Source organism: Streptomyces sp. NPDC045026 (genome assembly GCF_056432625.1).
In genome coordinates this window covers 348,352-368,782 of record NZ_JBWKIS010000005.1, presented here as the reverse complement: position 1 = coordinate 368,782, position 20,431 = coordinate 348,352, and the positions used below count along the sequence as shown (strand labels likewise).

Below are 20,431 nucleotides of genomic sequence, written 5' to 3'. Positions count from 1 at the left end.
AGCGGAAACAAGGCAACCCACAAGTTGCCGGGGCCCGTGGAGCGGAAAAGCATGGGTAGGTGAGCGACAACGCGTACCTGCGGTTTCCCCATCTGCACGAGGACCGGCTCTGCTTCGAGACCGAGGACGACCTCTGGGTCGCCCCGCTCGACCGGCCGGGCCGGGCCTGGCGCGTCACGGTCGACCGGACCAAGGTGAGCAGCCCACGGTTCTCCCCGGACGGCCGCCACATCGCGTACACGACCTGGCGCAGCCTGGACCCGGAGATCCATCTCGCGCCGGTGGACGGCGGCCCCGCGCGCCGGCTGACCTACTGGGGCAGTACGGACACCCAGGTCCGCGGCTGGACACCGCCCGACAAGGACGGGCGGACCGACATCCTCGCGGTCGCCTCGCACGGCCAGCCCTTCTCGTACTTCACCTGGGCCTACGACGTCCACACCGACGGCTCCCCCGGCGGCAGGCTGCCCTGGGGTCCGGTCTCCGACATCGCGGTCGCCGAGTTCGACGGCGAGCGCAAGACGCTGCTCCTGACCGGCACTCCCCCGCACGAGCCGGCCGCCTGGAAGCGGTACCGGGGCGGCGCCCAGGGCCGCCTGTGGCTGCACGGCGAGCAGCTCGTCGCCGACCTGGACGGGCATCTGGAGGCACCGATGTTCGTGGCGGGACGCATCGCGTTCCTCTCCGACCACCAGGGCATCGGCAATGTGTACTCCTGTCTGCCCGACGGCTCCGACCTGCGCCGCCACTCAGACCACGACGCGTTCTACGCCCGCAACGCCTCCAGCGACGGGACCCGGATCGTCTACCAGTGCGCCGGCGACCTCTGGATCATCGACGACCTCTCCGCCGACTCCGTGCCGCGCAAGCTGGACGTGCGCCTCGGCGGCCCGCGCGTCGGGCGGCGGCCCTACCAGGTGCCGGCCGCCCATCACGTCGACGGGCTCTCCGTCGACGAGACGGGCCGGGCCAGCGCCGTCGTCGTCCGCGGCAGCCTGTACTGGCTCACCCACCGCGACGGCCCCGCCCGGACCATCGCGGACACCCCCGGCGTGCGGGTCAGGCAGCCGGAGATGCTCGGCTCCGGGGGGCAGGTCGCGTACGTCACCGACGCGGAGGGCGAGGACGCGGTCGAGATCTCGTACCTGCCACGCGCGAGCGGTGACCGCGAGCCGCGCCGCCTCGCGTCGGGGGAGCTCGGGCGGGTCCTCGAAATGGTCAGCGACCCGGACGGCGAGCGCCTCGCCATCGCGTCGCACGACGGCCGCCTCCTCCTCATCGACACGATCGAGGAGGACGGGGCGAACGAAGGAGAGGACGAAAGGGAGGAGGAAGGGGAGGAGGAAGGGGAGGACGAAAGGGAGGAGGGAGAAGGAGCAGAAGGGAGAGAAGGGGGAGAAGGGGGAGCGGAAGGGAAAGCGGAACGGACCGGCGGCGAGGTCACCGAGCTGATCCGGTCGATCAACGGGCCCGTGCGCGACCTGGCCTTCTCGCCGGACGGCGCCTGGCTCACCTGGTCCCACCCCGGCATCGGCCGCTCCCTGCGGCAGATCAAGATGGCCCGGATCAAGGACCGCACGATCGTCGACGTCACCAACGGCCGCTTCGAGGACGAGAATCCGGTCTTCACGCGCGACGGCCGCTATCTCGCCTTCCTCTCCTGGCGCGGCTTCGACCCCGTCTACGACGTGCACACCGGCGACCTGTCCTTCCCGCTCGGCTGCCGCCCCTACCTCGTACCGCTGTCGTCCGCGACACCCTCCCCGTTCGCCCTGTCACCCCACGGGCGCACGGCTGCCGGCGGGCTCGACCCGACCGAGGACTCGGGGGCCGACGGGGCACCGTCCGTGGAGATCGAGGGCCTGGCGAACCGCGTCGTCCCGTTCCCCGTCTCGGCCTCCAAATACTCGGCGCTCCATCCCGTCTCGGGCGGCGGCCTCGTCTGGCTGCGCTGGCCGATCTCCGGCGCGCTCGGCGAGACGTTCGTGAACCCGGCCGACACCTCGGGCCGCCCCACCCTGGAACACTTCAACCTCAGCAAGGGCAAGAAGACCGAACTCGTCACCCACCTCGACTGGTTCGCGGTCAGCGGCGACGGCACCCGCCTGGTCGTCGTCGACGAGGGCGACCTGCGGGCCGTCCCCTCCACCGAGGTCGGCGACAGCGACACCACCGTCTGGATCGACCTGCGCCGCATCCTGCACGAGGTGGAGCCGGCGGCCGAGTGGCGCCAGGCGTACGAAGAGGCCGGCCGGATCATCCGCGCCTACTACTGGGACCCGAAGATGTGCCACGTCGACTGGGACGCGGTCCTCGCCCAGTACCGGCCGCTCGTCGAACGGGTCGCGTCCCCCGACGAGTTCGCCGACCTGCTGCGCGAGGTGCTCGGCGAACTCTGCACCTCGCACGCCTACGTCTCCGCCGCCCGCCGCAACGAGGGCCCGCCCCACTACCAGCGCGCCCAGGGTCTCCTCGGCGCCAACTTCGTGCACCGCGAGGAGGGCTGGCAGCTCGTGCGTATCCTGCCCGGCGACTCCTCCGACTCCAAGGCGCGCTCCCCGCTGGCCGGCAGCGGCATCCGCGAGGGCGCGGTGCTCACGCATGTCGACGGGCGCCCGGTCGACCCGGTCGCCGGCCCGTTCCCGCTGCTCGCCGGCGCGGGCGGCACGACGGTGGAGCTGACGTTCCGGCCCGCCGAGGGCGGAGGCCGCCCCCGCCGCGTCGCGGTCGTCCCTCTCGTCGACGAGCGTCCGCTGCGCTACCAGGACTGGGTGGCCAAGCGCCGCGCGGTCGTACGGGAGCTGAGCGGCGGCCATTGCGGCTATCTGCACATCCCCGACATGGGCGGCTCCGGCTGGGCACAGTTCAACCGTGACGTGCGCATGGAGGTCTCCCGGCCCGCCCTGATCGTCGACGTACGCGGCAACGCGGGCGGCCACATCAGCGAGCTGGTCATCGAGAAACTCACCCGCAAGATCCTCGGCTGGGACCTGACCCGCGACGCGCAGCCCGTCTCGTACGCGTCGAACGCCCCGCGCGGTCCGGTCGTCGCCCTGGCCGACGAGGCGACCTCGTCCGACGGTGACATGATCACCGCGGCGTTCAAGCTCCTCGGGCTCGGCCCCGTCGTGGGCCAGCGCACCTGGGGCGGCGTCGTCGGCATGACGGGCCGCCACACGCTCGGCGACGGCACGGTCATCACGGTCCCGATGAACGCGGCCTGGTTCCCCGAGTACGGCTGGTCCGTCGAGAACAAGGGCGTGGAACCGGACATCGAGGTCCTGCGCACCCCCCTGGACTGGGCGGAGGGCCGCCACCGCCAACTCGACGACGCGGTCTACCTCGCCCTGGACCTCCTGGTCGCCTCCCCGGCCAAAACCCCCCCGGACTACACCAACACCCCGAACCACGCCCGCCCCGAACTCCCGCCACGCTGACGGGCCCGGCACCTGGGGGAGGGTGGGCACAGCCCGCCCTCCCCCAGGTGCCGGGCCACGACAGACAAGGGCCAATCCCACGCACAAAAACGAGGGCCACCCGGCGTCCCGGGTGACCCTCGTCCGCTAGCTCAGCTCAGCGCAGCGTCACGCGTCGTAGTCCTGGTCGAACTTGTCCTGCGCTTCCTGCCGCCGCCGCTCGGTCTCCGAGGACTGCGAGCCACGCTCACGTCGCAGGTCGTCCTGGGTCTGCGAGCCACGCTCACGTCGCAGGTCGTCCTGGGTCTGCGAGGAGCGCTCGCTCGCCTGGCCCTTGCCTTCGCCGATCTTCTTCTTGGCCTGGTCGGCGAGCTTGTCGGCCTTGTCCTGGAACTGGTCCTTCATGCCCATGCGATTTCACTCCCGTATTGGGTGAGTTGGGGTCGGGCTCGACCAGACTTACACGCCAGGACAGGGCGCGCATTTCGATCAATAACGGACCGTGCCTGTCTCCCGAAACCGCAGGTCAGCGCCGTACAGGAAGCGTCAGCGCCCCCGTACGGACTCGTCGGCGGCGCCCCCCGCCCCGACGAGCCCCGTCGAGACGCTCTTCAGGCGCGGCTCGAACCGCCGCATCTCGCGCTGCCCGACCGCCCCGATGACCGCGGGCAGATAGCCGCGGACGCCCTGCATGCCCCGCAGCCACCACTGCGCGTACACATGGCTGGAGCGCCGCTCGATGCCCGCGACGATCCGGTCCACGGCCGGGCCCAGCGGATACGTCTTGTTCGACGGCCACGGCAGCCGCTGCCGCAGCTCGCGCATCACGTCGTCCTGGTCGGCGCCGCGCACCATGTCGGTGTCGGTCCACGACAGGTACCCGACGCCGACCCGTACGCCCTTGTAGCCGACCTCGGCGCGCAGGCTGTGCGCGTACGCCTCCACGCCCGACTTCGACGCGCAGTACGCGGTCATCATGGGCGCCGGCGTGATCGCGGCGAGCGACGCTATCTGGAGCAGGTACCCGCGGCTCTCCATGAGCACCGGCAGGAACGCCCGCGCCGTGACCGCGGAGCCGATCAGGTTGACCTCGATGACGCGGCGCCAGGCGACCGGGTCGGAGTCGAGGAACGGGCCGCCGTTGGCGACGCCCGCGTTCGCGACGACGATGTCGACCTTGCCGAAGCGCTGCTTGACCTCCTCGGCGACCTGCGCCATCGCCACATGGTCGGTGACGTCGGCGTGCCAGAAGTCGCTGTCGGTGTCGAGGCGTTCGGAGACGGCCTTCAGCTCGTCCGGCTCCAGACCGACCAGCGCGATCTTGGCGCCGCGCGCCGCCAGCTTGCGCGCGAGCAGCTCGCCCACGCCGCGCGCGGCACCCGTGACGACCGCTACCTGACCTTCGAGACTGACCCTGCTCATGCGGATGCCGCTCCCTTCAACTCGTCGTTCGTCTCGCCGTTCGTCTCACCGTTCGTGACGTCGCTCGTGACGTCGCTCGTCTCGCCGTTCGCCTCGCCCTTCGTGACGTACTCGGCCAGTTCGCGGATGCGCTCGGTGACCACGTCGGGCGCTTCGACGGGCGTCATGTGCCCGAGCCCGGTGAGTTCGGTGAGCCCCACGCACTCCGGCAGCGTCGCCGCCAGGCGCCGCGCGTGCACGACGGGCGTGAGCCGGTCGGCCGTGCCCGCGATGACCGCCGTGGGCACCCGCAACTCGGCCACTCCCTCGTCGAGTTCGAGCTCGGCGAGGACGTGCGACCAGTGGTGGCGCACCTTGGTGGGGCAGGCGTGCACGATGCGGGCGCAGGCCTCGACCTTGTCCGGCGACGACCCCGGGCCCATGGTCGCGTAGCGCAGGACCTTCTTGCCGAGCGGCGTGACGGGCCCGAGCGGCGCCCGCGCGCCGAGCACGGCCGTCGTGATCCGGGTCCGCAGCCGGCCGGGCCTCAGCGGCAGCACGGTCGACTCGGCGACGAGGTGCGAACTGCCCGTGCTGCACAGCAGTACCGCGGCCGCGTGCTCACGGAACTTCGCCCGCTGCGACGCGGCCATCATCGTCATGCCGCCCATGGAGTGCCCGACGAGCACGGCCTTCTCACCCGGCGCGAGCGTCGCGCCGAGCACGGCCTCCAGGTCGTCGGCGAGCATCTGTGTCGAGTACGGGGCCTGCGCCGCCGGACTGCGCCCATGGCCGCGCTGGTCGTACGCGACGACCCGGTGGTCGGCGGCAAGGGAACGTATCTGCGCGGCCCAGAACGCGGTCGAGCACGTCCACCCGTGGGCGAGCACCACGGTGGGTGCCGCGGCATTGTCGACGGTTCCGTGCACCTCGACGTGCAGTGTGGCGCCGTCGGCCGAGACCGCGGTCAGTTCCTTCGCGGCGACGGGCGGCGCGTAGGGCCCGCTCGTCACATGCATCAACCGGCTCATGCCGCTCCCGCCTCCACCTTGCCGCCCCGGCCCTTCTTCGTACGTGCCGCGGGTACCGCGGCCGGCTTCGCCGCCGGCGCCCTGACCACCTCGTACTCGCCGAGATCGACCCGGCGCGTGGCGGACCGGAACTCGGTCGTCGTGCCCGGCCACAGCGTGGTGTTCACGCCGCTCTCGTCGAGGTACCAGCTGCTGCAGCCGCCGGAGCTCCACACGGTGCGCTCCATCCGGTCCTGCACGCGGCGGTTCCAGGCGTTCACCGCCGACGCGCGCGGGTCGAGGGCGACGCGGCCGCCGAGCACGTCCAACTGACGTACGTAGTCGGCCAGATAGTTCAGCTGGGACTCGATCATCAGGATCATCGAGGAGTTGCCGAGGCCGGTGTTGGGCCCGATGACCGTCATGAAGTTCGGGAACCCGGCCGCCGTCGCGCCGCGCAGCGCCTTCATGCCGTCCTTCCAGGACTCCATGAGCGAGTGCCCCTCGGCGCCCACGACCCGGTCGGCGATCGGCATGTCCGTGACGTGGAAGCCGGTGCTGAAGACGATCGCGTCGACCTCCACCTCGCTCCCGTCGGTCGCGACCAGCGTCGAGCCCCGGATCTCGCTGAGCCCGGAGGCCACGACGTCGACATTCGGCTGCGCGAGCGCCGGGTAGTAGGCGTTGGACAGCAGGATGCGCTTGCAGCCGATGCGGTAGTTCGGGGTGAGCTTGGCGCGCAGGGCCGGGTCCTTGATCGACCGGTGGATGTTGCGCTTGGCGAGCTGCTCGACCAGGCCCAGCTCGCCCGGCCGCTTCGTGAACGCCTGCACCTGGAGCTCCCGGATGCCCCACAGCAGACCGCGGCGGGCCTGCGTGGTGAACGGCAGCTGGCGGTGCAGCCAGCGCTCGGCGCCCGTGATGGCGCGGTCGACGCGCGGCATGACCCACGGCGGGGTGCGCTGGAAGAGCGTCAGCTTCGCGACGTCCCGCTGGATGGCCGGCACGATCTGGATGGCCGAGGCGCCGGTGCCGATCACGGCGACGCGCTTGCCGCGCAGGTCGTAGTCGTGGTCCCAGCGCGCCGAGTGGAAGACCTTGCCGGGAAAGGCGTCGAGGCCCTTGATGTCCGGCATCTTCGGGTCGGACAGCGGTCCGGTCGCCGAGACGACGACGTCGGCGGTGAGCGTCCCCTGTGACGTCTCGACCACCCACCACAGCTTCTCGGTGTCCCAGCGCGCCTGCTTCACCTCGTGGTCGAAGCGGATGTGCGGGCGCAGCCGGAAGGTGTCGGCGACGCCCTCCAGGTAGTCCCGGATGCGCTCCTGGCCGGAGAAGGTGCGCGGCCAGTCGGGGTTGGGCGCGAACGAGAAGGAGTACAGGTGAGAGGGCACGTCGCACGCGCACCCCGGGTAGCTGTTGTCGCGCCAGGTGCCGCCCACGGCGCCCGCCCGCTCCAGAATCACGAAGTCGGTGATGCCTTCGCGCCGCAGCCGGACCGCGGCCCCGAGCCCGCCGAACCCGGACCCGATCACCGCCACCCGTACGTGCTCATGCTCGTGCTCGGTCATCCCGGCGCCTCCCTAACCGCACGACCCTGCCAGTGAACACTGGCGCAATGGGGACAGTAGAGCAGGTGCGTACTGATGGGTAGGGGTCGGGACCACCAAAGTTACCGGCGGTACAACATAGGGTTCTCACGTGGCGAAGGAAGTGGCGCAGGAAGCGGCGAAGGCGAAAGGCCCCGGCACCCGGGAGTTCCGCATGGAGGAGCTCGCACGGGAGGCCGGCATCACCGTGCGCACCCTGCGCTTCTACCGCGAACGCAAGCTGATCCCGCCCCCGCGCCGCGAGGGCCGCATCGCTTGGTACGACGAGAGCCACCTGGCCCGCCTGCGCACCATCGCCGCCCTCCTGGAACGCGGCCACACCCTCAGCGGCATCGCCGAACTCTCCGAGGCCTTCGACCGCGGCCGCGACGTCGGCGAACTCCTCGGCCTCGGCGAACCGTCCGAGGAGACCCCGGTCCGCCTCACCCCCGAGGAACTGGCCGACTACTTCGCGGGACAGGTCACCCCGGACAACCTCGAAGCCGCGATGGACCTCGGCTACGTCGGCGTCGACGGCGAGGAGATCGTGCACGTCAGCCGGCGCCTGCTCGACGTGTCGGCCGCCCTGGTCCGCGAGGGCGTCCCTCTCGCCGACGTCCTCAAGGCCGCCAAACGCGTCCGCGCCCACGCGGAGGACCTGGCCGAACTCTTCACCGACCTGGTCCTCTCGCACGCCACGGAACAGGACCTCCAGCGCCTGCGCCCGCTCGCCAAGAGCGTGGTCGAGGCGGAGCTGTCCCTGGCCCTGGACCGCACCCTGGCGAAGAAGCCGGAAGAGTAGGCAGCCCTCCACCTACCTCGGCAGCCACCAACGCGCCTTGTAAATACCGCCGTTGACGAGCGTGTGCGAGGCCGGCGGCCGGTGCACGCTCACCTTCGTCGTCCACCACGTCTCACCGAGGCCGCTCTCCGGCACGGTGCTGAGCGCCTGCCCGGTCCGCGGATCGTTCCCGATCGCCTTCACCCCGGGCCTCGCGATCTCGGCCGCACCGGCGAAGTCCTGCACGAAGACCCCGCCCCCGATGTCGTACTGGAACACGGAGGCGCTCGTGGTCACCCACAGCCGCCCCGGACGCCCCGCCACCGGAAAGAGGTCGTGTCCGCCGGGCGACTTCCCCGGCTTGGCGACCGGCAGCCCCACCGACGAGAGCCTCGTCAGCGCGGGCCGCACCCGGCTGCCGCCCACCCGGTACGCGACCAGCTCGTCATCGCCGAGCGCCCACAGGACCTCACGCCGGCCGTCCCAGTGCAGCCCGTGCGCGCCCTTCAGCGTCACTTCGGCGAACCGCTCCGAGTGCGGCCCGAGCGACGCCGCGTAGAGCCGCACCAGCGCGCCCGTACTGCACGCGACGGCCACATTGCCGTCCGGCAGGATCTCGATGCTGTGCGGGTTGAAGAGATCGTCGCCGGGCCCGAGCGCGGCGCCCCAGTACCGCCGGCCCGACGGATACGCGACGACGGCCGCGAACCCGAAGGACGCCGTGGTCAGCAGATACGTCCGCCCGCGATGCACCCGGACCTTCGCCTCGGCGGGATACACCCAGCTGTCGCCCGGCACGAGATCCCGGTACCGCGGGTCGCCCACGGGCGAGAACTCCCACCGCACGGAGCCCGGATCGGCGACCGGATCCCAGACCGCCCGCTGCGGATCAAGAACCAGAATCCGCTTGCTCGCCTGCTCGGTGACCATGACCGCGGGAGTCCCCGAGGGCGCCGCATACGCCACCCCCGGCGACACCACCGCCGCGATCCCGGCCCCGGCAGCCCCGAGCAGCACACCTCGCCTGGAAGGAAGAGCGGCCATGAAGTCCCCCCGTACGACTGCCGGTTGACCACTTGATCGATCGATCGCTCGCCATGTACGCGCCAGAATCTGCCACGCCACGCGGACACGGGGACAGCCCCGTACCGGACTTTGTGACGCAGCAGGCCCGCTCGCGCCTCAGGGGCCTACTCGTAGACGACGGTCACCGGCGCATGGTCCGACCACCGCTCGTCATGCGTGGCGGCCCGCTCGACGAACCCCTTGACCGCCCGCGCGGCGAGCCCCGGCGTCGAGAGGTGGTAGTCGATCCTCCACCCTGAATCATTGTCGAAAGCCCGCCCCCGGTACGACCACCACGAGTACGGGCCCTCCTCGTCGGGGTGCAGGGAGCGGATCACGTCGACGTAGCCGCCGTCGGCCTCGTCGAGGACCCGTCCGAGCCAGTCGCGCTCCTCGGGGAGGAAGCCGGAGTTCTTCTTGTTGGACTTCCAGTTCTTGAGGTCGGCCTCGCGGTGGGCGATGTTCCAGTCGCCACACACGAGCACCTCGCGGCCCTCTGCGGCGGCCCGCTCCCGCAGGCCCTTGAGATAGACCAGGAACTCGTCCATGAAGCGGATCTTCTCGTCCTGCCGCTCGGTCCCGACCTCGCCGGAGGGCAGATAGAGGCTGGCGACGACGACACCGGGGAGGTCCACCTCCACGTACCGCCCGCTCCCGTCGAACTCCGCGGACCCGAAGCCGACCTGCACGCGCTCCGGCTCGCGGCGTGTGTAGAGCGACACACCGGCCCGCCCCTTCGCGGCGGCGGGGGCGTGCACGACATGCCATCCCTCGGGTTCGCGCACTTCGCCGGGCAGCTGCTCCGGCTCGGCCCGCACCTCCTGGAGGCACAGGACATCCGCGGAGGTCCCGGCCAGCCACTCCACGAAACCCTTCTTGGCGGCGGCCCGCAGTCCGTTCACGTTGACACTCGTCACAGTCAGCACCCCGGCACGATACCGGCACACTTGAAAGGAACTGCCGCATCCGCCAGAACGAGCAACCTCACCCCTAAGCATAGAGATACGATACTCAGCATGACTATTCAGCCCACGACGCCCACCCTCCGACGTGTCTCCTTCGGACACCCCGACGCGATCAAGCTGAACGACCGCGTCCAGCTCGAATACGTCGAGCGCTACGGCGACGACGGCGACGCCACCCCGCTCGACCCGACGATGTTCGACGCCCCGAGCGGCCTCTACCTGATCGCGTACGACGACGGGGACACCCCGCTCGCCACCGGCGGCTGGCGCGCCCAGGAGCGGAACGACGAGGGATATTCGGACGGCGACGCCGAGCTGAAGAGGATGTACGTCACACCCGAGGCGCGGGGGCTCGGTCTGGCCCGGCGCATACTCGCGGCCCTGGAGGACGACGCCCGCGCCGCCGGTCGTTCCCGCATGGTCCTGGAGACGGGCCTCAAGCAGCCGGAGGCCATCGCTCTCTACGCGTCGAGCGGCTACACGCCCTGCACCAAGTTCGGCTACTACCGCTTCGAGGAGCTGAGCCGCTGCTTCGCCAAGGCCCTGTGACGCGCGCAACATCGCGGGAGGCGCCAGGGGAAGCGAGTGAACAGGAAAGGCAAGAGCCCCACCGGACGAATCCGGTGGGGCTCTTAATTGCGGTGGACCTGTGGGGATTTGAACCCCAGACCCCCTCGATGCGAACGAGGTGCGCTACCAGACTGCGCCACAGGCCCTTGCAACGAGTGAAACTCTAGCATCCCGATCCGGGTGCTCGGAAATCCGGTCCTGGCTGGTCAGCCAGGGTGGTCCCGGACGGGCCTCACTCGTTGGCCGCGCGGGGGCGGCCGCCGTCGTCGTACTGGTCGAAGAGCGGGGTGCGGCCGCGCTCGCGCGAGCGGCGCGCGGAGGCGGCCCGGCGGGCGTCACTGCGCTCGCCCCCGATGTCGTCCGCGCCGTCGCACTCCCCGGACGCCGCTCCCGGCTCCTCGCCGGCATGCCCGTCCGGCTCCTGCTGGGCCGCACCTGCCGTACCGGCCGTGCTGGAGCGGGCCGAGCTCCACGCGTCGGGGGCGCCGAGGTCGACGTTGCCCGTGGCGCGCGGGGCGACCGGAGCGGTCACGTACGTCGGCAGCGGCACCGGGACCGGGTCCCAGCTGTCGCCGCGGCCGGGGCCGCGCTGCCGCTCGCGCTGCTGGTCGACCCACTCGGCGTGGTCGGTCTGCTCGACGAGCGCGCGCCGGTCGGCCGCGAGCGCTTCGAGACCGGGGTCGGTCTCCACCTCTGGCGCAGGCCCCTCTTCGGCCTCCTCCGCGGCGGTCCGGCCCGCGGCGGGCTGACGCCTGCGGGGCTGCCGCTCGCGCAGGCGCTGCGCCGCGACCTCGGCCTGACGCCGGTCCATCGTGTACGCGAAGCGATGCCGCTCCTGGGCCCGCAGATAGAAGATGTACGAGCTGAGCAGCACGGCGGGCACCGCGGGCGCCCACAGGAACGCGAGCCCGCCGACGGCGGCGACGACCGCGCCGGCCGTGAAGGCGAGGAAGAGCATGACGGTCGTACGGCGCCTGCGGGCGAGCACCTTGGTGCGGCGGGCGCGGGCGGCGGCGTCCGCCGAGGCGGCCTGCCGCTCGGACGCGGAGCGCTCGGGGGTGGACCGGTCGGACGTGGACCGGTCGGACGGCTGACGGTCGGGCGCCTGACGGTCCGACGGCTGGCGGTCGGGGACCGGGCGTCCGGTTGCCGACCTGCCGTTCGTGTGCGGGTCGCCGGCGGGCCGGTCGCGGTTCGGCCGGTCGTGCGCCGGCTGTCCGTGGGGGGTCCGGGCGGAGACCTGACGGTCGGAGGTCTGCCGGGCGGGCGAGGTCCTGGGCCGGGACTCGGGGTGGGGTTCGATTCCGGGGCGCCGCTCGTGACGGGCGTCCCGGTTCTCGTTCCTGCGCTCCCCGCTGACCGGAGGCGCGGCGAAGGCCCGGACGTCCACCGAGTCGGTGGACGCGTCCGGGACGGACGGGTCGCTGCGCTGCTCCTCCCCTTCGGGCGAGCGCGCCTGCAGGTCCTTGGCGTATCGGCGCTCCATGCCCGCCCGTCCGGACAGCAGCCGGATGGCGGTGCTGAAGCGTTCCGTCGGACGGGCCTCGTTCAGCTCGTCCTGCCTACGGAGCCACATCGGCACCAAGTAGGCGGCCCAGGCCCCGACGATGACTGCGTAGATGAGGCCGCTGCTGCTCACGCCTCACACGGTAGAGGGGTTTGCGTGAGGCCATCCGCCAATTGAGCCGGTGTGTCGCACGATCTGGCTGATATTTCGAGCTTTTTTTCCGACTGAGGCATCAACGCGCCGCCCGCCGAGCGAATTTAATGCCCGCAGTGGACGATCTCCGATCGATTTCGAACACTTATTTTATTTAGGCGATGTCCCGGGCCGATCCGCGGTGTTCGGACCACCCGGACCAGCGGTGTTGCCACCCCGCTTGCGACGCCAGCGGTTCAGGAGGCCTTCTGGGACCTCCTCCGCGGTGAGCGCGAAGACGAGATGGTCGCGCCAGCCGCCGTCGATGTGGAGATAGCGGGGCCGCAGCCCTTCGTCACGGAATCCGAGTTTTTCGACGACCCGGCGGCTCGGCACGTTCTCCGGGCGAATGCAGACCTCGATGCGGTGCAGGCCCACGGTGCGGAAGCAGTGGTCGACCGCGAGCGCCACGGCCGTCGGCATCACTCCGCGCCCGGCCACCGACTCGTCGACCCAGTAGCCGACATGACCCGAACACATCGAGCCCCAGGTGATCCCCGCCACCGTCAACTGCCCGACCAGGCGCCCCTGGTACTCGATGACGAAGGGCAGCATGCGGCCCGCGCTCGCCTCGGCGCGCAGATGGCGCACCATCTGACGGTACGTCGGACGGTGGGCGATGGGGCCACTGGGCGTGGGCGGCGGGATGGTCGCTTCCCAGGGGCGCAGCCAGTCGCGGTTGCGGCGGTTGACCTCGCGCCAGACCCGCTGGTCGCGCAGCTTTATCGGGCGCAGACAGACGTCACCGTCCGTCAGCTCGACCGGCCAGGATGGGCTGTTCAGCTCGCACCCCCATCGGGTCTGGGGTGGTCGCCGCCGCGCAGCTGGTCGACGGCGTGGGTCAGCAGGGGGCCGAGTACGGCGAGGCCGTCCTTGACGCCGCCGGACGACCCCGGCAGGTTCACGATCAGGGTCCGTCCCGCGACACCGGCGAGGCCCCGGGAGAGCGCTGCCGTGGGCACCTTCTCCCGTCCGAACGCGCGGATGGCCTCGGGGATGCCCGGCACCTCGTGGTCGAGCACGCTTCGGGTCGCCTCGGGGGTCCGGTCGGTGGGCGAGATGCCGGTGCCGCCGGTGGTGAGGATGACGTCGTATCCGGCGTCGACACCGGCCCGCAGCGCCTCGGCCACCGGGTCTCCGTCGGGGACGACCCGCGGCCCGTCGGCCTGGAAGCCGAGGGCTTCGAGGCCCTGCACGATCCGGGGGCCGCCGGTGTCGGCGTAGACCCCGGCGGCGGCGCGGTTGGAGGCGGTGACGACGAGTGCGCGGTAGGGGCTCATTCCCCGGCCTCCGGACGGGACCAGTGGCCCGACTTGCCGCCCGTCTTCTCCTCGACGCGTACGTCCGTGATGACGGCGCCCTTGTCCACGGCCTTCACCATGTCGATCACCGTGAGAGCGGCCACCGAGACGGCCGTCAGGGCCTCCATCTCGACGCCGGTGCGGTCCGTGGTCTTCACCGTGGCGAGGATCTCGACGGCGTCGTCGGCGACCGACAGGTCCAGTTTCACTCCGGACACCGACAGCGGGTGGCAGAGCGGGATCAGGTCGGGGGTGCGCTTGGCCCCCATGATTCCGGCGATGCGCGCCGTGGCGAGAGCGTCCCCCTTGGGCACTCCCTCGCCGCGCAGCAGCTCCACCACGCGGGGCGATACGAGGACGCGGCCGCTGGCACGAGCGGTGCGCGCGGTCACGTCCTTGGCGGACACGTCGACCATGCGGGCCGCGCCCGCCTCGTCGATGTGCGTCAGTCGGTCCTGCGAACTGCTCATGGTGCTGTGACGCTCCCGGTCCGAGGGCCGCGGTGCTGCGCGCGGCCCGTTGTGCGCGACACGGTATCGCGCGGACGGCGGGCTCAGCCGAGGAGGACCACGTCCACTTCCGCGCCGGGCTCGGCCGACGTGGTCTTCTCGGGCAGGACGATCAGCGCGTCCGCGTGGGCGAGCGCGGCGACGAGGTGGGATCCGGAGCCCCCCACAGGGGTGACGGTCCCGGCCTCGGCGTCGTACGTCCCGCGCAGGAACTGGCGTCGTCCGGCGGGCGAGCTGAGCGCCTTGGCCGACTTCAGGACGGCGCGGGCCGACGGCCGGTGGACGTCCGGGGCGGGCAGGCCCATGAGGGTGCGCACCGCGGGGCGTACGAACAGCTCGAAGGAGACGTACGAGGAGACGGGGTTGCCCGGCAGGGCGAGGAGCGGGGTGTGCTCGGGGCCGATGGTGCCGAAGCCCTGGGGCTTGCCGGGCTGCATGGCGAGCTTGCGGAACTCGACGCCGCTGCCGGCCCCGATGCCGGTCTCGTCCTCGGAGTCGCCGACGGAGGTCAGCGCCTCCTTCACGACGTCGTACGCGCCGACGCTGACGCCGCCCGTGGTGACGATGAGGTCGGCGCGGATCAGCTGGTCCTCGATGGCGGAGCGCAGTGTCTCCGCGTCGTCGGCGACCGCGCCGACGCGGTAGGCGATCGCTCCGGCGTCGCGGGCGGCGGCGGTGAGGGCGAAGCTGTTGGAGTCGTAGATCTGCCCCTCGGCCAACTCCTCGCCGGGCTGGACCAGTTCGCTGCCGGTGGACATGACGACCACGCGCGGGCGCGGGCGTACGCGTACGGTGCCGCGGCCGATCGCGGCGAGCAGGGCGATCTGCGGCGGGCCGAGGACGGTGCCGGCCTCCAGCGCGCGATCGCCCGCCTTGACGTCGCTGCCCTTGGCGCGCACATGCGCGCGTGCCTCGGCAGGGCGGTGCACACGGACTTCGCCGGAGGCGCCCTCGGGGGCAGCGCTGTGGGCGCGCATCCCGGAGACCGGGCCCTCGCCCAGGCCGCCGTCGGTCCACTCCACGGGGACGACGGCCTCGGCGCCGGGCGGGAGCGGGGCGCCGGTCATGATGCGGGCGGCCTGGCCGGGCCCCACGCGGACCAGCCCGGCCTGGCCGGCGGCTACGTCCCCCACGACCGTGAGCACCGCGGGGAAGTCCTCGCTCGCGCCTGCCACGTCGGCGGCCCTGACCGCGTACCCGTCCATCGAGCTGTTGTCGAAGGGGGGCAGCGAGAGGGGTACCGAGATGTCCTCGACGAGGACGCAGCCCTGTGCGTCGAGGAGCTGGAGCTCGATGGGCTCCAGGGGGCGGACCGTGGCGAGGATGTCCTCCAGGTGCTCCGCCACCGACCAGACGTGCTCCTGACCGGTGACGTGCGTGGTCGTGCTGCTCAAGGTGCTACATCTCCTCGGTGACGTAACTGCGAAGCCAGGTCCGGAAGTCCGGGCCCAGGTCCTCACGTTCGCATGCGAGTCTGACAATGGCACGCAGATAGTCGCCGCGGTCCCCGGTGTCATAGCGGCGGCCCTTGAAGACGACGCCGTGGACGGGGCCGCCGGCCTTCTCGTCGTCGGCGAGCTGCTGGAGCGCGTCGGTCAGCTGGATCTCGCCGCCGCGGCCCGGCTCGGTCCGGCGGAGTATCTCGAAGATCGCGGGGTCGAGGACGTAGCGGCCGATGATCGCGTAGTTCGACGGGGCGTCGGCGGGGTCGGGCTTCTCGACCAGGCCGGTGACCTTGACGACGTCGCCGTCCTCGGTCGCCTCGACTGCCGCGCAGCCGTAGAGGTGGATCTGCGAGGGCTCGACCTCCATGAGCGCGATGACACTGCCGCCGCGCTGCTCCTGGACCTCGATCATGCGGGCGAGCAGGGGGTCGCGCGGGTCGATCAGGTCGTCGCCGAGGAGGACCGCGAAGGGCTCCTGGCCGACGTGCGGGGCCGCGCACAGGACGGCGTGGCCGAGGCCCTTGGGGTCGCCCTGGCGGACGTAGTGCATGGTCGCGAGGTCGCTGGACTCCTGGACCTTGGCGAGACGGCCGGCGTCGCCCTTCTTCTGGAGAGCCGACTCGAGCTCGTAATTGCGGTCGAAGTGGTCCTCCAGAGGCCGCTTGTTGCGGCCCGTGATCATGAGTACGTCGTCGAGACCGGCAGCCGCGGCCTCCTCGACGACGTACTGGATCGCCGGCTTGTCGACGACCGGCAGCATCTCCTTGGGCGTTGCCTTGGTGGCCGGCAGGAACCGGGTGCCGAGGCCCGCGGCGGGGATGACAGCCTTGCTGATCCTGGGGTGCGACTCAGTCATGCGGTGAACCATATCCGTAGCGTCTGGGCGGAAGATTTGCTTCCAGTTAACTTGGTGCCTATATGAGGGGTTTGTGAGCTGGCTATGTGTTTGCCAAAGGCTGACAAGAGCGCGTTGCGGGCAGGACTCCTCCAGGTGAGATCCGGGTTGCCCGCGGATGACGTCGCGAAGGCGGCCGGGGTGCTCGCCCGCCAGGCGCTGGAACTTTCCGAGCTGGCCGGTGCGCGGACCGTCGCCGCGTACGTCTCCGTCGGCCGGGAGCCGGGCACGCGCGAGCTGCTCGACGCCCTCCACGCGCGCGGGGTGCGCGTCCTGCTTCCGGTACTCCTCGACGACAACGACCTCGACTGGGGCGCCTACGACGGACCGGGGTCCCTCGCGCGCGTGCAACATGCCGGAAAGATGGCCCTGTTGGAGCCCGCCGGGGAGCGCCTCGGCACGGAGGCCGTCGTGGAGGCCGACGCGGTGCTGCTGCCGGGCCTCGCGGTCGACGGGCGCGGCATGCGGCTCGGCCGCGGCGGCGGCTCGTACGACCGGGTCCTGGCGCGACTGGAGCGCGCGGACGCGGATCCGGCGCTCGTGGTGCTCCTGTACGACGGCGAAGTCGTCGAGCGCGTCCCCGAGGAGCCGCACGACCGTCCCGTGCACGCCGTGGTGACGCCTTCGGGAGTGCGCCGCTTCCGGTGAACGGCCCTCCGGCCTGCCCGATCCGTCCGGCCTATCTGACCTATCTGACCTATCTGATCTATCTGATCTATCTGATCTATCTGATCTATCTGATCTATCTGATCTATCTGATCTGTCCGACCTATCCCTAGGGACGTGAAAGGGCCCCCCACGCACGCGTGGGGGGCCCTTTCACAAGGTGTCGCCCGACGTCAGGGCCGCAGCACCAGGGTGTCCTTCGTGTTCTTGCCGACCGCCTTCTCCGAAGAGACCCACGGGAGGAGTTCGCCCTTGGACCACTTCTCGGTCTGGTCGGTGTAGTGCGCGCTGAACGCGTGCCCCGAGGCGCCGGTGAGGTTGATCCACTTGGACTTGTCGAGGTCCGCGAGGTTGACCACCATGCGCATCGACGGGACCCAGATGACCCCGTAGCCGCCGGCCGCGTTCCAGCCGGTGGCGTCCACGGCCGCCTCGCCGCCGCCGAGCTTCCACGGGCCGCGGTTGAGCGTGTACTGGAGCCAGCCGGGCCCGTCCGTGCCGAGGGTCTGGTTCTTCAGGCTCAGCTGGTGCAGGCGGCCCCAGCTCCACGTGTCGATGTCCTTGCCGAGCTTGGCCGTGACGTCCCAGCGCGCGTCCTCCATGGCCCGCGCGAACAGCTGGTCACGGGTCTTGGTCTCGGCGTCGGTGCGGGTGGCCGGAGCCTTCCACCAGTCGTTGTTCTCATCGTTGATGATCTTGCGGACGACCTCGAACCAGCGGTCGCCGCCGTCCGGCTGCGCCGAGTCCGCGTCGCGCTCGCCGCACTCGCGCACCCTCCGGTCCTCGTCCGCCGGTCCGGTGTCACCGGCCGGCTCGACGCTCAGGCACTGGCCCTTGACCCGCAGCTCCTTGGGGAGCTTGTTGCCGAAGGACAGCTTGAGGATGTTGCGCCAGACCGAGTTGAAGTACGCGGCGGCCGCCGAGTCCGGGTTCTGGGTGTAGTCCCAGTTCTCCAGGAGCTTCTGCGCCTCACGGACGTACTTGTCCGAGACGTCGATCTTGAGCAGCTTGGGCACGAGCAGCTTGGCGATCTCGCTGCTGTTGTCCATCTGCATGGTGCGCATGTCGTCGGTGGAGATCTTGCCGCCGCCGGCGATCTTCGACTCGATCAGATCGGTGATGCGCTGGCTGCGGGTGCCGTAACCCCAGTCGGAGGTGAGGTGGTACGGGTACTTGTCCTTGTCGATGACGGCCTGGTTGGCGGTCACGATGTAGCCGCGCTTGGGGTTGTACTCGTACGGCAGCGCGGACTGCGGGATGTAGCTCTTCCAGCGGTACGCGGAGTCCCAGCCGGGTGCGGGCAGCGAACCGTCGCCCTTGCCGCGGACCGGGATCCTGCCGGGTGCCTGGTAGCCGATGTTGCCCTTGGTGTCGGCGTAGATCAGGTTCTGCGAGGGCACCTCGAAGTCGGCGGCGGCCTTGCGGAACTGGGTCCAGTCCTTCGCCTTGTTCAGCTCGAAGACGGCGTCCATGGACTTGCCGGGAGTCAGCGCGGTCCAGCGCAGCGAGACCCCGTAGCCGTCGCCCCGGTCGGGGGCGGCCGCGTCGACCTTCGCCTTCTTGCCGACCTTGACCAGCTCGTCGTCCCGGTCGGAGATCAGCGGACCGTTGTTGGTCTCGCGGACGGTGATGGTCTTGTCGTCGCCGCCGGCGACCTTGATGGTCTCCTTGCGGGTCTTGAACGGGACCGTCTTGCCGTCGTACTGGTACCCGCCGACGCCGTTCAGCTTCTCCAGGTACAGGTCGGTGACGTCGGCGCCCAGGTTGGTCATGCCCCAGGAGATGTCCTGGTTGTGGCCGATGATCACGCCGGGCATCCCGGAGAACGTGTAGCCCGTGACGTCGTACTGGCACGAGGGCGACAGGCTCCGGCAGTGCAGGCCCATCTGATACCAGACCGACGGGAGTTGCGGCGACAGGTGCGGGTCGTTGGCGAGCAGCGGCTTCCCGGTGATGGTGTGCGCGCCGGAGACCACCCACGAGTTGGAGCCGATGCCGTTGCCGTTCGGGCCGACCGCGGCGGGGACCTGGTCCAGGGCGTCGGAGAGCCCGGTCAGCTGGCTCTGGAGGCCGTTGGGGGCCTCGGTGTTGCCCGCGAGGCCGGTGCCGGCGGCGCTTTCAGTGCCGGGACCGGTTTGATTTCCGGACCCACCGGAGCCCTCCCCGTAGGAGCCGGTCACGCTGCTGTAGGAGCCGGACTGGACGATCGCCTTGTTCCGGTCGTACGGGTAGTCCGGATACAGGTCCGCGATCTGCTGCGGGCCGAGACGGCTCGTCATCAGGGAGCGGTCGATCTCTTCCTGCATGTTGCCGCGCAGGTCCCATGCCATCGCCTTGAGCCAGGCCACGGAGTCGGCCGGCGTCCACTTCTGCGGCATGTAGTCGTTGGTGAACCCGAGCGCCGCGTACTCGACGGAGATGTCTCCGCCGTCCTTGCCGGCGAGGTAGGCGTTGACTCCCTTGGCGTACGCCTGGAGGTACTTCTTCGTCTCGGGCGAGAGCTTGGAGTCGTACTCCTTCTGCGCCACCCGGTGCCAGCCGAGCGTCCGCAGGAACTCATCGGTCTTGACCTGGCTCTTGCCGAACATCTCGGAGAGCCGGCCGGAGGTCATATGGCGGCGGACGTCCATCTCCCAGAAGCGGTCCTGTGCCTGCACATAGCCCTGGGCCATGAACAGGTCCTCGTCGGACGAGGCATAGACCTGAGGGATCCCGTAGGAGTCCCGCTTGACGTCCACGGGACCGGAGAGCCCGTCGAGCTTGATCGAGCCCTTTGTCTGCGGGAAGGAGGCACGCACGGTACTGACGCTCCAGTACGTGCCGTAGCCGATGCCCGCGACAATGGCCAGGACCAGCACGATCACGATCAGTCGGGCTCTGCGCCCCTTCTTCTTCTTGCCGGACGAATGGCCGGAAGAGGCGTTGGTGTTCGAGGGCATCGCTGTCCTTGCTGTCCTTCGCGAGCGGCAGAGCGGGCTGCAGGCGGGCTGTGGGGTCACGGAGCGCTGGAGCAACCATAGGCGCAGGGCACGGCGGCCTCGGACGCGGTGTCAAGAACCCGGGCCCTCAACCCGCCCGAGGTCACCCCGAACGGCATCAAGAAAGCGTTAACGATTAGG

Annotated in this window: 18 protein-coding genes and 1 tRNA gene; 5 read left to right on the top strand and 14 right to left on the bottom strand. The window is 70.7% G+C overall.

The window, feature by feature from the left end:
* The first annotated feature begins 59 nt into the window (after positions 1-59).
* On the top strand, positions 60-3,437 hold the full coding sequence (locus AC07EJ_RS14810) for a S41 family peptidase (RefSeq protein ID WP_478884350.1): 3,378 nt from the start codon (positions 60-62) through the stop codon (positions 3,435-3,437).
* Between the two features lie 147 nt (positions 3,438-3,584).
* On the opposite strand, the gene AC07EJ_RS14805 is transcribed toward AC07EJ_RS14810, so the two are convergent.
* The 4 genes from AC07EJ_RS14805 to AC07EJ_RS14790 form a co-directional block, all read right to left on the bottom strand.
* On the bottom strand, positions 3,585-3,827 hold the full coding sequence (locus tag AC07EJ_RS14805) for a hypothetical protein (protein WP_393583692.1): 243 nt from the start codon (positions 3,825-3,827) through the stop codon (positions 3,585-3,587).
* A gap of 135 nt (positions 3,828-3,962) precedes the next feature.
* Positions 3,963-4,838 carry an SDR family oxidoreductase gene (locus AC07EJ_RS14800; RefSeq protein ID WP_389477743.1) on the bottom strand — a complete coding sequence of 292 codons (876 nt, stop codon included), beginning with the start codon at positions 4,836-4,838 and terminating at the stop codon, positions 3,963-3,965.
* Positions 4,835-5,848: an alpha/beta fold hydrolase gene (locus AC07EJ_RS14795; protein WP_478884349.1), complete on the bottom strand. Its 1,014-nt coding sequence runs from the start codon at positions 5,846-5,848 to the stop codon at positions 4,835-4,837. Before AC07EJ_RS14795 ends, AC07EJ_RS14800 begins: the two co-directional genes overlap by 4 nt.
* The gene (locus tag AC07EJ_RS14790) at positions 5,845-7,398 is read right to left on the bottom strand and encodes a flavin-containing monooxygenase (protein WP_389477747.1); all 1,554 of its coding nucleotides are present in this window, start codon (positions 7,396-7,398) and stop codon (positions 5,845-5,847) included. Before AC07EJ_RS14790 ends, AC07EJ_RS14795 begins: the two co-directional genes overlap by 4 nt.
* Positions 7,399-7,591: 193 nt before the next feature.
* On the opposite strand from AC07EJ_RS14790, the gene AC07EJ_RS14785 reads away from it, so the two are divergent.
* Entirely contained in the window at positions 7,592-8,218 is a 627-nt protein-coding gene (locus AC07EJ_RS14785) for a MerR family transcriptional regulator (protein ID WP_389478077.1), read from the top strand.
* Between the two features lie 12 nt (positions 8,219-8,230).
* Here the strand turns inward: AC07EJ_RS14785 and AC07EJ_RS14780 are convergent, their stop codons facing one another.
* Together AC07EJ_RS14780 and AC07EJ_RS14775 are read right to left on the bottom strand one after the other, a co-directional pair.
* Entirely contained in the window at positions 8,231-9,241 is a 1,011-nt protein-coding gene (locus AC07EJ_RS14780; protein WP_478884348.1) for a DUF6528 family protein, read from the bottom strand.
* A 146-nt stretch (positions 9,242-9,387) separates the two neighbouring features.
* Positions 9,388-10,188 carry an exodeoxyribonuclease III gene (locus tag AC07EJ_RS14775; RefSeq protein WP_389477751.1) on the bottom strand — a complete coding sequence of 267 codons (801 nt, stop codon included), beginning with the start codon at positions 10,186-10,188 and terminating at the stop codon, positions 9,388-9,390.
* A 90-nt stretch (positions 10,189-10,278) separates the two neighbouring features.
* Here AC07EJ_RS14775 and AC07EJ_RS14770 point away from each other — a divergent pair, with 90 nt between their 5' ends.
* On the top strand, positions 10,279-10,776 hold the full coding sequence (locus AC07EJ_RS14770) for a GNAT family N-acetyltransferase (RefSeq protein WP_389477754.1): 498 nt from the start codon (positions 10,279-10,281) through the stop codon (positions 10,774-10,776).
* Positions 10,777-10,869: 93 nt separating this feature from the next.
* On the opposite strand, the gene AC07EJ_RS14765 is transcribed toward AC07EJ_RS14770, so the two are convergent.
* The 7 genes from AC07EJ_RS14765 to galU all read right to left on the bottom strand — a co-directional run bounded on the left by AC07EJ_RS14765 (position 10,870) and on the right by galU (position 16,607).
* Positions 10,870-10,943 (bottom strand) — tRNA-Ala (locus AC07EJ_RS14765).
* 86 nt (positions 10,944-11,029) lie between these two features.
* Positions 11,030-12,436, bottom strand: a complete 1,407-nt coding sequence (gene sepX / locus AC07EJ_RS14760; RefSeq protein ID WP_478884347.1) for a divisome protein SepX/GlpR — start codon at positions 12,434-12,436, stop codon at positions 11,030-11,032.
* A gap of 171 nt (positions 12,437-12,607) precedes the next feature.
* The gene (locus AC07EJ_RS14755; protein WP_393583746.1) at positions 12,608-13,279 is read right to left on the bottom strand and encodes a GNAT family N-acetyltransferase; all 672 of its coding nucleotides are present in this window, start codon (positions 13,277-13,279) and stop codon (positions 12,608-12,610) included.
* Positions 13,276-13,776, bottom strand: a complete 501-nt coding sequence (locus AC07EJ_RS14750) for a MogA/MoaB family molybdenum cofactor biosynthesis protein (RefSeq protein WP_383881428.1) — start codon at positions 13,774-13,776, stop codon at positions 13,276-13,278. Before AC07EJ_RS14750 ends, AC07EJ_RS14755 begins: the two co-directional genes overlap by 4 nt.
* Positions 13,773-14,267 carry a cyclic pyranopterin monophosphate synthase MoaC gene (gene moaC, locus AC07EJ_RS14745; RefSeq protein WP_389477758.1) on the bottom strand — a complete coding sequence of 165 codons (495 nt, stop codon included), beginning with the start codon at positions 14,265-14,267 and terminating at the stop codon, positions 13,773-13,775. The genes AC07EJ_RS14750 and moaC overlap by 4 nt, the downstream gene beginning before the upstream one ends.
* Positions 14,268-14,350: 83 nt before the next feature.
* Positions 14,351-15,700, bottom strand: a complete 1,350-nt coding sequence (gene glp, locus AC07EJ_RS14740; protein WP_389477760.1) for a molybdotransferase-like divisome protein Glp — start codon at positions 15,698-15,700, stop codon at positions 14,351-14,353.
* A gap of 4 nt (positions 15,701-15,704) precedes the next feature.
* Positions 15,705-16,607 carry a UTP--glucose-1-phosphate uridylyltransferase GalU gene (gene galU, locus AC07EJ_RS14735; protein ID WP_393583682.1) on the bottom strand — a complete coding sequence of 301 codons (903 nt, stop codon included), beginning with the start codon at positions 16,605-16,607 and terminating at the stop codon, positions 15,705-15,707.
* Positions 16,608-16,691: 84 nt separating this feature from the next.
* Here galU and AC07EJ_RS14730 point away from each other — a divergent pair, with 84 nt between their 5' ends.
* Positions 16,692-17,294, top strand: a complete 603-nt coding sequence (locus tag AC07EJ_RS14730) for a 5-formyltetrahydrofolate cyclo-ligase (protein ID WP_389477764.1) — start codon at positions 16,692-16,694, stop codon at positions 17,292-17,294.
* Positions 17,291-17,425 (top strand): hypothetical protein, encoded by a 135-nt coding sequence (locus tag AC07EJ_RS14725; RefSeq protein WP_478884346.1) that lies wholly within the window; start codon positions 17,291-17,293, stop codon positions 17,423-17,425. Before AC07EJ_RS14730 ends, AC07EJ_RS14725 begins: the two co-directional genes overlap by 4 nt.
* A gap of 60 nt (positions 17,426-17,485) precedes the next feature.
* Here the strand turns inward: AC07EJ_RS14725 and AC07EJ_RS14720 are convergent, their stop codons facing one another.
* The gene (locus tag AC07EJ_RS14720) at positions 17,486-20,251 is read right to left on the bottom strand and encodes a penicillin acylase family protein (RefSeq protein WP_478884345.1); all 2,766 of its coding nucleotides are present in this window, start codon (positions 20,249-20,251) and stop codon (positions 17,486-17,488) included.
* Positions 20,252-20,431: the final 180 nt, after the last annotated feature.